This is a genomic window from Knoellia sp. S7-12, from assembly GCF_040518285.1.
Lineage (GTDB): Bacteria > Actinomycetota > Actinomycetes > Actinomycetales > Dermatophilaceae > Knoellia.
The window spans coordinates 1-16,076 of the sequence record NZ_CP155449.1 but is presented as its reverse complement, the minus strand read 5'-3'; the positions used below and the strand labels follow the sequence as shown (position 1 = coordinate 16,076).

The 16,076-nt window shown below is 68.8% G+C and carries 10 protein-coding genes; 2 read left to right on the top strand and 8 right to left on the bottom strand.

Annotation, left to right across the window (positions count from 1 at the left end):
• The first annotated feature begins 57 nt into the window (after positions 1-57).
• Positions 58-2,682, top strand: coding sequence for an AMP-binding protein (locus V6K52_RS00050; protein ID WP_353951868.1), 2,625 nt, complete (start codon positions 58-60; stop codon positions 2,680-2,682).
• Here V6K52_RS00050 and V6K52_RS00045 read toward each other — a convergent pair.
• From V6K52_RS00045 to V6K52_RS00035, 3 genes are all read right to left on the bottom strand, one after another.
• On the bottom strand, positions 2,675-3,514 hold the full coding sequence (locus V6K52_RS00045; RefSeq protein ID WP_353951867.1) for an ABC transporter permease subunit: 840 nt from the start codon (positions 3,512-3,514) through the stop codon (positions 2,675-2,677). The two genes, V6K52_RS00050 and V6K52_RS00045, sit on opposite strands and share 8 nt — an antisense overlap.
• 47 nt (positions 3,515-3,561) lie before the next feature.
• Positions 3,562-6,429, bottom strand: a complete 2,868-nt coding sequence (locus V6K52_RS00040) for an alpha/beta fold hydrolase (protein WP_353951866.1) — start codon at positions 6,427-6,429, stop codon at positions 3,562-3,564.
• A 113-nt stretch (positions 6,430-6,542) separates the two neighbouring features.
• Positions 6,543-8,003 carry a protealysin inhibitor emfourin gene (locus V6K52_RS00035; protein ID WP_353951865.1) on the bottom strand — a complete coding sequence of 487 codons (1,461 nt, stop codon included), beginning with the start codon at positions 8,001-8,003 and terminating at the stop codon, positions 6,543-6,545.
• Between the two features lie 176 nt (positions 8,004-8,179).
• Here V6K52_RS00035 and V6K52_RS00030 point away from each other — a divergent pair, with 176 nt between their 5' ends.
• Complete coding sequence (locus tag V6K52_RS00030) at positions 8,180-9,712, top strand: hypothetical protein (protein ID WP_353951864.1); 1,533 nt, start codon at positions 8,180-8,182, stop codon at positions 9,710-9,712.
• Between the two features lie 35 nt (positions 9,713-9,747).
• Here V6K52_RS00030 and V6K52_RS00025 read toward each other — a convergent pair whose 3' ends face one another.
• The 5 genes from V6K52_RS00025 to dnaA all read right to left on the bottom strand — a co-directional run bounded on the left by V6K52_RS00025 (position 9,748) and on the right by dnaA (position 16,076).
• On the bottom strand, positions 9,748-10,233 hold the full coding sequence (locus V6K52_RS00025) for a DciA family protein (protein ID WP_353953826.1): 486 nt from the start codon (positions 10,231-10,233) through the stop codon (positions 9,748-9,750).
• A gap of 91 nt (positions 10,234-10,324) precedes the next feature.
• Positions 10,325-11,521, bottom strand: coding sequence for a DNA replication/repair protein RecF (recF, locus tag V6K52_RS00020; protein ID WP_353951863.1), 1,197 nt, complete (start codon positions 11,519-11,521; stop codon positions 10,325-10,327).
• Between the two features lie 10 nt (positions 11,522-11,531).
• The gene (gene gnd, locus V6K52_RS00015; protein ID WP_353951862.1) at positions 11,532-12,659 is read right to left on the bottom strand and encodes a phosphogluconate dehydrogenase (NAD(+)-dependent, decarboxylating); all 1,128 of its coding nucleotides are present in this window, start codon (positions 12,657-12,659) and stop codon (positions 11,532-11,534) included.
• 130 nt (positions 12,660-12,789) lie between these two features.
• On the bottom strand, positions 12,790-13,923 hold the full coding sequence (gene dnaN / locus V6K52_RS00010) for a DNA polymerase III subunit beta (RefSeq protein WP_353951861.1): 1,134 nt from the start codon (positions 13,921-13,923) through the stop codon (positions 12,790-12,792).
• A gap of 635 nt (positions 13,924-14,558) precedes the next feature.
• Positions 14,559-16,076: a chromosomal replication initiator protein DnaA gene (gene dnaA / locus V6K52_RS00005; RefSeq protein ID WP_353951860.1), complete on the bottom strand. Its 1,518-nt coding sequence runs from the start codon at positions 16,074-16,076 to the stop codon at positions 14,559-14,561.

The window sequence follows — 16,076 nt, the reverse complement described above, 5'->3', positions numbered from 1 at the left end:
CGACCCATTCTTGCGGAGTTAGGTTAGCCAAACCAAATCCCCCTATCATCGTGGGTTGTGACAGCCCCCGCCCTGCCCCAGCACCGGATCGCCCTCGTCGGGCGACTGCGGTCCTTCGGCGGTGCCACGGCGCTCCAGTGGGCGGGCCCGTCCGGGCAACACAGCATGGCGTATGCCGCCCTCGCCGACCGGGTCGACGAACGTCGCCTTGCGCTCGGCGAGGCTCCCCGGCTCGTGCTGCTCGAGGCCGCGAACGACGTCGAGTCGGTGGTGACCCTTCTCGCGGGACTCGCGGGAGGCCACCCGGTGATCGTCACGGCACCGGGGGAGTTCGGACTCGTCGAGGCCTACGACCCCGACGTCATCGCGCGCGGTCCACTTCTCGAGGCCCGGCGCCAGGGGAGCGTTCACGCCCTCCACCCCGACCTCGCCCTGCTCCTGTCGACGTCCGGCAGCACAGGGTCCCCGAAGCTCGTCCGGCTCAGCGCGTCGAACCTCGACTGCAACGCCGGGCAGATCGCCGACGCCCTCGGGTTGCGCGCCGACGATGTCGCGGCGACGACCCTGCCGCTGCAGTACTGCTACGGCCTCTCGGTCCTGCTGAGTCACCTGTCGGTCGGAGCGGGCGTGCTGCTCACCGACCTCTCCGTGGTCGACACGTGCTTCTGGGACGCCTTCCGTGCAGCAGGTGGGACGACGCTCGCGGGAGTGCCCTACACGTTCGACCTGCTCGAGGCCGTGGGCTTCGCGTCGATGTCGTTGCCCCGGCTGCGGCTGCTCACCCAGGCCGGGGGCCGCATGGACCCGGTGGTGGTGAGGCGCTGGGCGGAGCTGGGCCAGGAACGCGATTTTGAGCTTGCGGTGATGTATGGCCAGACCGAGGCCACTGCCCGAATGGCAACTCTCCCAACGCATCTCGCACGAACGCACCCGTCGTCCATCGGTGTCGCAGTGCGTGGTGGACACTTCCGGATCGAGCCGGTCGACGGCGCGGCGCCAGGTGTGGGCGAGCTGGTCTATGAGGGTGGCAACGTGATGATGGGCTACGCGCAGAGCCCGGCCGATCTCGCGCGTGCTCCCGAAGTCAGTTCCCTGCACACGGGCGACCTCGCGCGGGTCGACGCCGACGGCCTGGTCGAGATCGTGGGTCGCCTCAGCCGATTCGCCAAGGTCTGCGGACTCCGGATCGACCTCGACCGCGTCGAAGGTGACCTGGCTGCGGACGGCCACACGGCATACGTCATGGACGGTGGGGACCGTCTGCTCGTGGCACTCACGAAGTCCACTGACTCCCTCGCCGACACCGTGCGGCAGGACGTGAGCAACCGGTATGCCGTGCCGCGCGCCTGCGTCGTCGTCGCCCACGTTGACGAGATCCCTCGCACCGTGTCGGGCAAGGTCGACCGCCCCGCCCTCAGAAACCGACTTCTTGCGCAATCCGTCGGGAGGAGCGCAGCGGGGGACGACGGATTGCGCAACAAGTCGGATGTTGGGGTTGAGGTTGAGGTCGAGGACCTGCGGCGCTTGTATGCCGACCTCCTGGACCGGCCGGATGCGACCGCTGACGACTCATTCGTCAGTCTTCGGGGCGACTCGCTCTCCTATGTCGAGATGTCAGTGCGCCTCGAGGCCCTCCTGGGGACGTTGCCCCCGTCCTGGCACGTGCGGACCGTCGCCGACCTGGCCGCGGCACACGGCGCGGACCCTCAGGTCATTGCCGTTGCTCGGCGGGGTCCGAGCTGGCTGCGCCTGCGGGTGCTCGAGACCTCGGTCGTCCTGCGTGCTCTCGCGATCGCCCTCATCGTGCTCACCCACGCTGGGGTGCTCGAGGTCCGCGGTGGGGCCCACGTGCTCCTCGCGGTCGCTGGCTACGCCTTCGCGCGATTCCAGCTCGCGGGTGCCGAACGATCGGACCGGGTCGCCCACGTCCTCGAGTCACTCACCCGCATCGCCCTGCCGAGTGCGGCGTGGATCGCGGTCATCGTGCTCATCGACGAGCGGTTCTCGTGGTGGAACGCAGCGCTGATGACCTCGGTCGGCGGCGGCAACGTCCACGCCCAGTGGCGCTACTGGTTCGTCGAGGCAGTCGTCCACCTCCTGGCCGCCCTCGCGGTGCTGCTCTGCGTGCCCGCGATAGACCGGCTCGAACGGGCCCGGCCCTTCGCGGTCCCCGTGGCCCTGGCGCTGGGTGCGCTGGTCTTCCGGTTCGGTCTGATCGACGTGGGTGACCACCACGTCAACGGTCGCCCCGCCATGGTGTTGTGGCTCTTCGCGCTCGGGTGGGCGATGGCACGCGCGGACGTGACCTGGCAGCGCTGGTTGCTCACGGCATACACCGTGGTTGTCGTTCCCGGTTTCTTTTCAGACCCCATGCGTGAACTCACCGTCGCAGCAGGGCTGCTGACGTTGCTGTGGGTTCGCTCGGTCCGGGTCCCGGCGTTCGTCGTCCCGGTGCTCGTCCCGCTCGCGTCGGCGTCGCTGTTCATCTATCTCGTGCAGTGGGAGGTCATGGGTCGCGTCGGCTACTCACTGCTCGGCGCCGCGGTCGCTCTCGTGACCGGCTACATCGCCTGGCGGGGGGTGTCGCCCATCGTTGAGCCCCTCGCCCGCTGGATCGGTGCTCGGGTGTCGAGCCGGCTCAGCAGGTCAGCTCCCGTCGAGTCCGGCCGCGTCCTCAGCTGAGGATGTCCTGGCGGCGGAACCGCCGGTATCCGAGCGCGACGAAGAGCACCGTGTAGAGCACCGACCACAGGGCCCCGTGCCGCAGGTCGACCCAGTCCACCGGACCGGAGACGAGCAGGTCGAGCCACGCTCGCGAGTAGTGCGCCGGCAGCGCCTTGCGCCAGTCGCCCAGGGCATCGATCGAGTCGAGGATGCCCGAGACGATGAGGAGGATCAGCGCGCCGCCGACCGCCGCGAGGGGGGTCTGGCTGCGGACCCCCACCCAGAACGAGAAGGCACCGACGGGTGCGATCGTCACGAGGACGTAGCCCACCGCGATCACCATGCGCGGGGCCCACTCGCCCCACGCCATCTCGCCACCGCCGAGGATCGTGAACGGTTCGGGCCCGTAGGCGAGGGTTCCGACGAGGAGGGCCCAGGCGGGCAGGACGATGACGAGGGTCGCGGTCGAGAGGAACCCGACCACGAGCTTGCTCGTGAGCAGGCGTGCCCTCGTGACCGGCGCGGTGAGCAGGTAGCGCAACGACGCCCAGGACGCCTCGGCTGGGACGGGGTCGCCGGCGAAGAGCGCGGCGACGATGAAGAGGAGCAGCTCGGCCGACACGACGAGCATGAAGACGGTGAAGTTCGGGCCGCCGCTGGTCGCGAGATCGACGAGCCGGACGGTGGGGTCGCCCTCGCGGCCCGGATCCTCGTCGAGTGAGAACGCCGCGACGAGGATGAGGGGCAGGACGGCGACGATCCCCGCAACCCACAGGGTCCGGCGTCGCCCGAGCTGGCGCCGTAGTTCGGCCCGCCAGGACAGGGGTTTGCTGGTTGCGGGCTTGCTCATCGGCTTGCTCGTGGGCTTTCTCAAAGGCTTGCTGATCGCGGGTTTGCTCATCGTGCCCTCACCTGTCGCAACCGCTCGATGAGCGAGTCGTCCCCGGTCTCGTGGTCCGACGGTGCCTGCGAAGAGGCGATGACCCCGAGGAAGACCTCCTCCAGGTGACGTCGGCTGCCCACTCCGACGACGTCGGCTCCGGCCGCGACGAGGTCACGGACGACCTCCTCGCGAGGTCGGTCAGAGACGACGGTGAGGGTCGGCTTCGTCGGGTCGTCGATCGTCTCGACGGAGCGTATGCCGCTCATGTCCTCGAGCGCGGTCCGCGCCGGACCGAGCGCGTCGATCGAGGCGAACTCGAAGACGGTGGTGTCATCACTCGACAGGAGGTCGGAGACCGGCCCGGCGGTGACGACCTTGCCGGCATGCATGACCACCACGTGGCTGCAGGTCAGCTCGACCTCGGCGAGCAGGTGGCTCGACACGACGACGGTGCGTCCCGATGCGGCATACGACTGCAGGATCGGGCGCATCGCGGCGATCTGGGGCGGGTCGAGACCGTTGGTCGGCTCGTCGAGGAACAGCACTTCCGGCCTGCCGAGCATGGCCTGGGCGATGCCCAGTCGCTGCTTCATTCCGTGGCTGTAGGTCCGGACCGGTCGATCGAGCGCCCCTCCGAGCGCCGCGACCGAGAGGGCCTCGTCCAGCCCGGCCTCATCGGCCGGGCGTCCGGTCGCGGCCCAGAAGGCCTTGAGGTTCTCGCGACCCGTGAGGTGGGGAAGGAAGCCCGGGCCCTCGACGAGTGCCCCGACCCGGCTGAGCACCTCCGAGCCGGGGTGGACCGGTCGACCCAGGACATGGACCGATCCCGAGTCGGGCGTGATGAGGCCGAGCATCATCCGCATCGTCGTCGTCTTGCCGGCCCCGTTGGGGCCGAGCAGGCCGACGACCTGGCCGCGTTCTGCCCGCCAGGACACGTCGTCGACGGCGCGGTGCCCGTCGGCATAGGTCTTGACGAGTCGGTCGACGACGAGAGGGACGTCGGCGAATTCTTCATGGATGACCTCGCGGTGACGGCGGCGGCGTCGCAGGAGTGCGGACACGCCGATTCCGGCCAAAAGGACGAGTATGCCGGCAACGAGGGCGATCGATTCGGCGTCGCGTTCCGCTGTTGCCGGCAGGATCGTGCCCTGCGCTGTGGGCACCGTGAGGGTGGGGGTGGCCAGCGTGATCCGGTCGGCTCGTGCCTCGCGGGGAACCGTGAAGGCACTGTCCGTCGAGGTGACCAGCACCCGCCACTGGCTCCCGGTGGTCATCGACCAGACAGAGGGTGGGAGGTTGACGGTCACGTCCGTGGCCTGGCCCGGGGTCAGCGCCACCCGCACAGGAGCGGTGAGGGCGCGCTGCTGGACCGCGTCGGAACCCTCCACCCGCCAGAGCGAGACAAACAACGTCGCCTCTGGGCCGGTGGACGTGATCTGGAGCCGGACCGTCGGCGTGCCCACGGCGGTCAGCGAACGCGACAGTGGACGGCTGTCGAAGGCGGCCGACATGCCCGGGAGGGCGGCGAGCCGGTAGGTCGGCAGCTCCAGTGAGCCCAGGCCCGGGATGGAGGTCATCGAGTTCGGCTGGCCACCCGGTGGGGTGAGGACGGCAGCCGGTTCGGATGGTGGGCTCAGCGGGATCTGTTGCTGACTGCCCTGCAGGCCGGGGTACTGGTTGAGGGTCGCGACCGTCGCGGCGTCGCGGCCTCGGGTCACCGGCAGGGAGTAGGTGAATTCCGGGACCGGGAGAGGATCGGTGCGGGTGCCCTGGAGGTAGGCCCGGAGCCACGTCCGCGCGGCGTCCTCGTCCAGGCCGGGGTTCGATGAGACACCGTCGTGCCCGCCATCGGTCCAGCGCACCGCGTGGCGCGTGCCCGCGCGAGCGAGACCCACGGCGTTCGCGTCGGCCTGGTCCAGTCCGAAGAGGGTGTCCGCCTCACCCTGGACGAGCAGGGTGGGTGCCGTGACCCCAGAGATCGTGTCGCGCGGGCTGTTGCGGCGCAGCATCGCGGTCAGCTCGGGGCTCGGCCGGCCGGTCTCGGCTGCTGTCTGGAGCGCGTCGCAGAGCTCGAGGTCGAATCGCCCGCACAGCACAGCGGAGGGGTTCGCCGGGCCAGTGGATGTCGATGGGCTGGGGAGCGTCGCCGACGGACCCGGTGCCGCCCCGGCAGGACTGCCCCCGGGGGAGCCGATGCTCGCGGTGAAGAACCGGGTGCCCCACAACTGCTTGTAGGGGCCGGGCGTGGTGCTGCCCGACGCGGCCTGCGGGAAGAGTGCCGTCGAGAGGTCGTTCCACGTGATGGCGGCGACGGTGGCGTCGACCCGCTGATCCGCCGCCGCGAGCATGAGGGCCAAGGCCCCGCCATACGACCCGCCGGCGACGGCAACTCGGGGGTCCTTTGCTCCGTCGCTGCTGACCTCGGGACGTCCGGCAAGGAGGTCGAGGAGGACGGTGCCATCGGCGATCTCGTGGTCAGGGGAGTTCAGGTGGATCCGGCCACCGGACCTGCCGAAGCCGCGGGCCGTGAAGGTGAGGACGACGTGACCGTCCGCGGCGTACTGCTTGGCCTCGCGATCAACACTCTCCTTGCTGCCGCCGAAGCCGTGCGCGAGCAGGACGGCCGGATGAGGGCCGTCACCGCCGGGCAGATAGAGCCGGGTGTCGAGACGGACGGCGGTGCCGTCGGTCTCCGCGCCGACGTCGACGAACTGGTCGGTCGTCGTCACGGCCGGGTCCGTGGTCATCGCACGTCCCGGAACGGTGGTCGGTGTGGCGCGGGCCTGTGCACCCGAGCCCACACCAGCGACGAGCGCGGTCAGGGCGAGAGCAGCGGCGGCCGCGACCATCCGGTGCGCACGTGACTGGGCGGACCGCTGCATGGCTCATCCTCTCCCGACGGGGTCCGCTGAGCTGTTCAGCGCCTGCCTCACACCGGACGAACGATTCGGCCCCCGCAAGTGGTTCCGCGCGCAGGCCGCTGGCTCTGAACCCGTCAGGCCTCGAGGGTCCGATCAAAGAGCTCACGCACGGTGTCGGGCAGAGCCGGCTCCTGGATCGTCAGGTCCAGGGGTGGCGCTTCACAGCTCACGCCGTAACAGAAGCGGTCAGGCTGCGTCTGCCCGCCGGCATACGCCTGCAGTTGTGGCGTGGGACCGGCGAGGAGACCGCGCCACGCTGACGCATCCGGCTCCGGAAGCTCGTCGAGGACCACGGTGCGCTCGCGGACCAGCCCGGCAAACCCACCCGTGCGACGGACCTGGACCTGACGGGGCTCATCTGGTGCAGGTGCCGGGGCGGGGGGAGGGGTTGGAGCGGGGGTCGGTGTCGGGGTGGGCGAGGGAGCCGGTGACTGCTCGGCCTCATCGGTGACACCCACCTCACGCCACGCGGCCCGCACGGCTTCGGCCTCCGGTGAGTCCTCGCCATGGGCGGCCGCGGCAGCGGCTTCGGTGAGCGCGGCGAAGGTCGCGAAGTCGCAGTCCGCCCTGATGTCTCCGGTGATCACGGCATACCAGATGGCTCCGGGACGCCCCCACGCGTTGCCGCCGAGCGCGGTCGCGACGAGGTGGAACGCGCGGTTGGGGATGCCGGAGTTGATGTGGACGCCGCCGTTGTCGTCGTCGGTGACGACGAAATCGTCCATGTGTCCCGGCTGCGGGTCCTTGCCCAGACGCGGGTCGTCGTAGGCCGTGCCCGGCGCCTTCATCGAGCGCAGCCCGACGCCCTTGACCCCGGGTGCGAGCAGCTCGGCACCGATGATCCAGTCCGACTGCTCTGCGCTCTGCCCGAGGAATCGCTGCTTGACGAGGATGCCGAAGACGTCGGAGACGTGCTCGTTGAGCGCGCCGGCCTGGTCCTGGTAGACGAGCCCAGAGGTGTATTGCGTGACACCGTGCGCCAACTCGTGCCCGATGACGTCGAGGCTGCGAGTGAAACCGAGGAAGACCTCGCCGTCACCGTCGCCGAACACCATCTGCGACCCGTCCCAGAACGCGTTGTCGTAGTTCGCGCTGTAGTGCACGGTCGCGACGAGGCCGAGGCCCCTGTCGTCCAGAGAATTGCGCGCGTATGCCGCGTGCCACAGTTCCCAGGTCGCGCCCAGTCCGTCGTAGGCCTCGTTGACCGCGACGTCGTCCGTGGCCGGCTCCCCCTCGGCGCGCACCTTGGTGCCCGGGAGGGTGGTGCCGTTCTTGGCGTCGTGGATCAGCCGATTGGGCGCCTCCGTCGTGGCCCGGGTGGCGCTGCGGCTGACCCGCTCACCACTGGCGCGCAGCGAGTGCTGGCGGGTGTGCTGTTCGTAGCGGAGCTGGTCGATGCGCAGCGTCTCGCGGGCGCGCTCCTCGACCCGGGGGTCGCCCGATGACGCGAGCGCCCGGAGCAGGTAGGGCGGCACGATCCCGCACCACACAGGTGCTGTGGCCGTGTTCTTTGAGGGACCTGGCTGCGTCGTCATGTCCCCATCCTCACTCCCACCCCCGACACCCGCACCCCGACACCCGCGCCCAGAGGCTTCGAAGCTCCGACAGTGTCCAGTCGGAGCGACACGCTGGTTCGACGCGCCCACTGCGAGACCACTGAGCCGTGTCAGGGTGGAGCCATCCCTGCCCGTGTCCACCGGAGTCTGAGTGCATGACCACAGCTGTCCCACGCCGCATCGTCCTTCGCACTGCCGGCGCGGCCGCCGTCGTGGTCGCCACCGGAGCCACCGTCTCCTGCTCGCGAGAGGGTGACGGGGACGGCGAGCCGCGCGAGGTCAGCGCCCGGCGTGCAGCCGCCGCGGCCTCGGTCGACCCGGGCGGCGCCGCCCTCGATGAGGTCACCACCAGCGCCTCCCGCGCGCTCCTGGACCGGGCCAGCGCCATCGTCGTCAGCTCACCCGACGACGGGGACATCGCGGACGGGGCGGCCGCGGCCAGCCACCTCGGGATTCCGCTCCTCGTGGCAGGGCCCGCGCTCGCCGCCGAGCTCGACCGGCTCGGAACACGCACCGTGCTGCGGTATGCCGCCCGCTCACGGAAGGGGTCCGGATCACCCACCGTGGTGGTCCCGACCACCTTCGGAGACCGCGAGGTCGTGGAGGGCACGAGCGTGGAGGACCTGCCCGATCTTCCTGGGCTCCCGCTGAAGCGACCCGCCACCGCCGCCACAGTCCTGATCCTCGACGGCACCCGCCTGCCGTTGGCCCTCGAGCCCCTCCTGAACGCAGTGGGCACCGACCCGGTGGTCGTCACCGGCCCCGACCCCCGCACGTCGAAGGTCGCCCGGGAAGCACTGCGGGCCCTCCCGCAGGCGCCGGTCCTGGCGGTGGGCGCCGGGTTCGGGGCCGACGAGGTGCTCCTGCAGCGGGTGCGCACCACGACCCTGGCTCCCGAGCTGCCCGGCGGTGGACACCTCCCCTTCCCGGACCGGATGATGATCGCGCTCTATGGCCATCCGCTGACCGCGTCCCTCGGCATGCTCGGGGAGCAGTCGGCTTCGGAGGCGGTCGACCGCGCACAGACGCTGGCGCAGGAGTATGCCGCGCTGACGGACACGCACGTCATCCCCGCGTTCGAGCTCATCGCCACCGTCGCGTCGGTGTCCAAGCAGGACGGGTCCTATTCCACCCGCACCAGGATCGCGACGCTGCTGCCCTGGATCGAGGCTGCCGAGAAGGCCGGCATCTATGTCGTCCTTGACCTCCAGCCCGGACGCTCGGACTTCCTCACCCAGGCCAAGGCCTACGAGGAACTCCTCACCCGCCCGTGGGTGGGCCTGGCGCTCGACCCCGAGTGGCGGCTTCGCCCCGACCAGGTCCACCTGAAGCAGATCGGATCGGTGGGCATTGATGAGGTCAATGAGGTCGGGACCTGGCTCGCCTCCCTCGTCCGCACCCACGACCTGCCACCCAAGGTGCTCACGCTGCACCAGTTCAACCTGAGGATGATCCGGGACCGCGAGCGGCTCGACACCTCGATCGACGAGATCCAGTGGCTGCTGCACGCGGACGGGCAGGGCTCGCAACCGGCGAAGCAGGGCACCTGGGCGGCCCTGCGCCGTGGCCTGCCCGAGGGTGTATGGCTCGGCTGGAAGAACTTCGAGGACGAGGACCTGCCCATGCTCAGCGTCGAGCAGACGATGGAGCGGGTCGACCCGAGGCCCTCGTTCGTGTCCTACCAATAGACGTCCGACCACGAGGATCAGACGCGCGCTGGCGCTCAGCCGTAGGTGTCGCGCGGTCCGCGACCGTCCTGGACGCGACGCATCCCCTTGGACCACGACGGAGCGCTCGGCCCGACGACTTTGATCTGGGTCACTGTTCCTTCGCCGACCTCGCGCGCCAGGCTGCCCATGAGCGTCGTCGACATGAGCCGCAGATTCGTCGCCCAGGCCGTCGAGTCGGCCCGCACGGTGAGCACCGAGTCGACGAACTCGACGGGGTGGCAGTGCTGTGCGACCTCCTCGCCGACGATCGTGGACCAGCGACCGATGACAGCGCCGACAGCGACGTCGACCTTCCATCCGCGCTCGCTCACGAAGGCATCGAGCTCGTCGCCTAGGAGCATGGGGTCACGCCCACTCTTGCGACCACCGATCCCATCGGGCACGTCCTTGAAGCGACGCTTGGGCTTCACTCCGGGACGCAGCCCTCTTGAGCGAGCGGCCGCACGGGCCCGCGACAACGCATCGGCGGGCGCGCTCAGTGCGTCATCCGGTCCAGGGCTCGCGTCCGGATCGTCCTGCGCTGCAACGTCTTTCGCGTCGTCGTCCGAGGCAGGCAACTGCGGGGGCACCTCACTCACGCGCGGTCACCTCACCCAGCGACACGGCATACGTGCGTCCGCGTAGTTCTGAAGGAACGTCCTCCTCGACGGCGGCGGTGATGAGCACCTGCTCGCAGTCGGCGACCATCGCGGCGAGCCGCTGGCGCCGCCCGGAATCGAGCTCGGCAAAGACGTCGTCGAGGATGAGGACCGGGTCGTCTCCGAGATCGTGACGAAGCAGGTGGTATGCCGCGAGCTTGAGTCCCAGCGCGAACGACCAGCTCTCGCCGTGGCTGGCATAGCCCTTGGCCGGCAGCTCTCCGAGGGTGAGGACCACGTCGTCGCGGTGCGGCCCGACCAGCGTCACGCCGCGCTCGATCTCCTGGCCGCGCACCTCGGCGAAGGACGCGAGCAACTCGGCGTGGAGCTCCTCGAGCTCGGGCACCTCACCGTCAGCGATCCGCGCCGCAAAATCTTCACGCAACGACGCCTTGTAGCTGACCTTCGCGTCGGACTGCCCGGCACTGACCTCGTCGTAGGCCTTGCCGAGCAGCGGCGCCAGATCACGGAGCAGACGCAGCCGGGCATAGAGCAGGGGAGCCGCCACCTGGGCGAGCTGGGCGTTCCACACGTCGAGGGTGTGGAGCGCGGCCTCCCTCTCAGAAACCACGTCGACACCCTCGACCGGTCGCCTGTTCTTGCCGCGGCCACGCAGAACAGGGGCCGCCGACTTCAGCAGAGCATTGCGCTGCTTGAGGATCCGGTCGTAGTCGCCGCGGGCACCGGCCCACCGTGGCTGGCGCGCGACGAGCAGGTCATCGAGGAAGCGGCGGCGCTCGGACGGGTCACCCTTGACCAGCGACAGGTCCTCGGGGGCGAAGAGGACCGTCCGCACCTGACCCAGGACGTCGCGCGGACGAGTCAGGGGCGACTTGTTGAGGCGCGCGCGGTTGGCCCGGCCCGGCGTGATCTCGAGCTCGACCATCGTCTCGCGACCGTCACGAACGACGGCGCCGCGGATGATGGCCTGCTTCGCACCGAACCGCACGAGCGGCGCATCATTGGCGACCCGGTGACTCGACAGCGACGCCAGATAGCCGATGGCCTCGACGAGGTTGGTCTTGCCCTGTCCGTTGAGCCCGACGAACGTCGTGATCCCAGGCTCGAGCGGGAGCTCGGCGCTCGGATAGCTCCGGAAGTCGCCGACGGTGAGGTGCCGGACGTACACCCCTTCTCGCTCAGGCCTTCTTGGCGGTGCGCTTCCGCGTCGAGCCCGTCGAGCGTGTTGAGCCCGTCCCGGACGTCGGAGCGGAGGCACCGGTGGATCCGGCACCGGACGAGGGACCAGCAGCCGCAGCCTTGCGACCCTTGGCGGCCGCCTTGGGTGCGCTCTTGGTCGGCTTCTCCTTGGTGGCGGCCTTGGCCTTGACGGTGGCCGTGGACTTCGGGCCCGCGGCGGCCTCGGAGCGGAGCGTGTCGCCCTCAGCAATCGTCATCACCTGGTGTCCACCGAACTCACCACGCAGCGCCGCGACGGCCTGCATCGTCGGCGACTGGTCCTGGCGCGAAGCGAACCGTGCGAACAGCGAGGCCGAGATGACCGGCATGGGCACAGCGTTGGCGATGCCCTCCTCGACGGTCCAGCGACCCTCGCCGGAGTCGGCGGTGTAGTCGGAGACGTCCTCGAGGTCGGGGTTCTCCTCGAGCGCCTTGACCATGAGGTCGAGCAGCCAGGATCGGACGACGGTGCCACGGCTCCATGCCTTGAACGACCCGGGGACGTCCTTGACGATGTCCTTCTTCGCGAGGAGCTCGTAGCCCTCGGCGTAGGCGTGCATCAGGCCGTACTCGATGCCGTTGTGGACCATCTTCACGTAGTGACCTGCACCGATGTCGCCGGCGTGGACGAAGCCCTCATCGCGCGGACCCTCGGGACGCAGCGCGTCGAAGATCGGCATGGCCTTGTTGACGTTTGCCTTCGTGCCGCCGACCATGAGGCCATAGCCGTTGTCGAGGCCCCAGATGCCGCCGGAGACACCACAATCGAGGTAGCCGATGCCCTTGGCCTTGAGCGCCTTCTCGTTCTCGATGTCGTCGGTGAAGCGGCTGTTGCCACCGTCGATGACGAGGTCGCCCTTGTCGAGCAGCTCGCCGAGCTTGGCAACGGTCTCGCGGGTCGGGTCGCCGTGCGGCACCATCACCCAGACAACGCGGGGTGCGTCGAGCTTCTTGACGAGGGCCGCGAGGGTCTTGACGTCCGACACCTCAGGATTGCGGTCATAGCCCACGACTTCGTGGCCGGCGCGGCGGATGCGCTCGCGCATGTTGCCGCCCATCTTGCCGAGCCCGATGAGTCCCAGTTGCATTGACTATCCCTTCACATGAGCGACGTGCTCGTCTTGAAAGTTCTGCACATTCGAAGGTATGCCGTGTGCTCACCCAAGTGGGCGGCATACCCCTGCCAGTCCCTGACCGATTTCCGTCAGGCTACGCCGGTCAGCTCGCGAAACGCACCGGCATGATGACGTAGCGATAGCTGGTGTCAGGCTCGCCGTCGGCCTCGGCCTGACCGCTGAGGACGGCCGGGCGTGACGGCTGAGTGAATGAGAGCCGACTGAACTCTGTGCCGACGGCGCCGAGGCCGTCGAGGAGGAAGCCGGGGTTGAACGCGACCTCGACATCAGGACCGGTGAGCGTGGCCTCGACGGCCTCACTCGCCTGGGCGTCCTCACCGGTGCCGGCCTCGATCGCGACCTGGCCCTCGGTGAAGCGCAGACGGACGGGGGTGTTGCGCTCGGCCACGAGGGCGACGCGCTTGACGGCCTCGACGAGCTCGGCCGTGTTGATGACCGACTCGGTGTCGGAGGTCGTCGGGAAGATCGAACTCACCTTGGGGTACTCACCATCGAGCAGCCGCGTGGTCGTGCGACGCGAACCGGCCTCGAAGCCGACGAGTCCGTCGCCACCGGCAGCGGAACCCAGGGCCACGTCGATCGAACCGGAGGCGCCGAGGGAGCGGGCCGTGTCGGCCAGGGTGCGGGCCGGGACGAGGACGATGTGGCTGGCGGCGCTGTCGGTGGGGTTCCATGTGAGCTCACGCATGGCCAGCCGGTAGCGGTCGGTCGCGAGGAGCGTCATCTTGTCGCCCTCGATCTCGACGCGGACGCCGGTGAGGATCGGCAGAGTGTCGCCGCGGTCGGCAGCGATCGAGACCTGGCTGACGGCCTGGGTGAAGAGCTGCCCGTCGATCGAGCCGCTCGGCTCGGGTGAGGAGGGCAACGTCGGGTAGTCGTCCGACGGCATCTGCAGCAGGCTGAAGCGGCTCGAACCACACACGACCTGAACCTTGGAGCCGATCACCTCCACATCGACCGGCTTGTTGGGCAGGTTGCGTGAGATGTCGGCGAGCAGGCGTCCGAGCACGAGCACGGTCCCCGACTCGCTCACCTCAGCCGGAACGGTGAGCCGTGCGGACACCTCGTAGTCGAAGGCCGACAGGGTCACGGTGCCCTCGTCGTTGGCCTCGATGAGGATGCCGGCGAGGACAGGCACAGGGGGGCGCGCAGGAAGTCCGCGGGCGACCCAGGTGACCGCCTCGGCCAGGACTTCACGCTCGACGCGGAACTTCACGGCATACCGACCTAACTGTGTGTGGGGTGGAACTGGCAGAACAAAGTGCGAGACCGCAGGCGCAATGAGGCGCAGGCATGCGGGAGAGATGACATTAGTGCACGGACGTGGGCGGGGACACCTGAGTCGAAGTTGTCATTCGGCTCAGATGTTTCCAAGGGTCAGGGTCGGGGTTCCACAGGCAGGTCATCGGGGCAGAACAATTGATAGAGGGATCTCGTCAGAGTTGTAGGAGGTGTGGATCCTGTGGACAACACGACGTCTGTGCAGGTCAGCGCACTCCTCGAGCCCGTGGATGAAATGTGGACGGAGTGTGGACGGGTGGCCTTGGCCTGTTGACGGCCACATCCGTGTGTGGCCACGTCCACGGCGACGACACCCGTTGTCCACCCCGGCAGAGCCCTTGTCCACGGTTATCCACAGTTGTCCACAGGGATTGGGGACAGAGGCCGATTCAGTCGGATCCCCAGGTTGTCCACAGGCGGAGTTGTCCACAGAGTTCTCCACATACCGTGGACGGCGCCCGGTCCGGGCCCCAGGGCCCGACAAGGTGACGAAAGGGTGACGGGGTGCCCACAGGTGTGGATCAACCTGTGGATAACTGTGGCGCCAGCACATGCTGTGGAGAGCGGACGTCAACGAGTTTGTTGTTTGATCCGGTTCGTCAGCTCGGTCACCTGGTTGTAGATCGCACGTCGCTCGGCCATCAGCTGACGGATCTTCTTGTCGGCGTGCATGACCGTGGTGTGGTCACGGCCGCCGAACTGCTGCCCGATCTTGGGCAGGGAGAGGTCAGTGAGCTCACGGCACAGATACATCGCGATCTGACGGGCCGTCACGAGGACCCGGGAGCGCGACTGCCCCTTGAGGTCCTCGAGGGTGAGCCCGAAGTAGGCCGCGGTCTGCGCCATGATCGTCGCGCTCGTGATCTGGTTCGCGGAGTCGTGCGGGATGAGGTCCTTGAGCACGATCTCGGCGAGTGACATGTCGACCGGCTGCCGGTTGAGGCTGGCGAACGCCGTGACGCGGATGAGGGCGCCTTCGAGCTCACGGATGTTGGTGCTGATGCGTGAGGCGATGAACTCGAGCACGTCGTCGGGGACGCTGAGCTTCTCCTGGGCGGCCTTCTTGCGCAGGATCGCGATCCGGGTCTCGAGGTCAGGGGGCTGCACGTCGGTCATGAGACCCCACTCGAACCGACTGCGCATCCGCTCCTCGAAGCCACTGAGCAGCTTGGGCGGGAGGTCACTCGTGATGACGACCTGCTTGTTGGCGTTGTGGAGGGTGTTGAACGTGTGGAAGAACTCTTCCTGCGTCTGAACCTTGCCCTGCAAGAACTGGATGTCGTCGATGAGGAGCACGTCGACGTCGCGATAACGGCGCTGGAAGTTCGCCGCCTTGTCGTCGCGGATGCTGTTGATGAAGTCGTTGGTGAACTCCTCGGAGTTCACATAGCGCACCTTGACGTGGGGATAGAGGTTGCGCGCGTAGTGGCCGATGGCGTGCAGGAGGTGAGTTTTGCCCAGTCCTGACTCCCCATAGATGAAGAGCGGGTTGTAGGCCTTGGCCGGCGTCTCGGCGACGGCCAAGGCCGCGGCATTGGCGAAGCGGTTGCTCGCACCGATGACGAAGGTGTCGAACGTGTATTTCGGGTTGAGGCGGGTCAACTCGACCTGCTCCGGGACGGTGGCTCCGGGGCGGGGACGAAGGGCTCCGGGCGAACGCCTCCTGGCGACCGAGGCGTCCGGGGGATTGTCGTCATCCTCGTCGTCCTCGACAAGGGCGATTCCGTCGAGCTCGGCCCGGCGCTTGGCTCGACGGCCATCGGCATCGGTGGGGCCGGGCTCAGTGGCGATCGTGGTGGCAGTGGCGGCAGCGGTGTCGGGTGGGACCGTGGCGGGGACATCGGCCAGCGACTGGTCGACCGTGACGGCCAGGCGCACATCGTGACCGAGCTGGCTGCTCAAGGTCTCGGTGACGCGATCACGCAGACGGGTCTCGACGATGTCCTTGGTGAAGTCGTTCGGAACTGCGATGAGGGCCGTCTCATCGAGCAGCCCCACGAGCTTGGCCAGGGAGAGGAAGGCGCGCTGTTGGACGGGGATGCCGTCGGAGTCAAGCGCGTCCAGAGTGGTGCGCCAGATCTGGTCCAT

Coding starts and splice junctions, on each gene's coding strand:
- V6K52_RS00045 (WP_353951867.1), bottom strand. CDS start 3,514: ATGAGCAAGCCCGCAACCAGCAAACCCCTGTCCTGGCGGGCCGAACTA.
- V6K52_RS00035 (WP_353951865.1), bottom strand. CDS start 8,003: ATGACGACGCAGCCAGGTCCCTCAAAGAACACGGCCACAGCACCTGTG.
- dnaA (WP_353951860.1), bottom strand. CDS start 16,076: ATGGACCAGATCTGGCGCACCACTCTGGACGCGCTTGACTCCGACGGC.
- V6K52_RS00030 (WP_353951864.1), top strand. CDS start 8,180: ATGACCACAGCTGTCCCACGCCGCATCGTCCTTCGCACTGCCGGCGCG.
- V6K52_RS00040 (WP_353951866.1), bottom strand. CDS start 6,429: ATGCAGCGGTCCGCCCAGTCACGTGCGCACCGGATGGTCGCGGCCGCC.
- gnd (WP_353951862.1), bottom strand. CDS start 12,659: ATGCAACTGGGACTCATCGGGCTCGGCAAGATGGGCGGCAACATGCGC.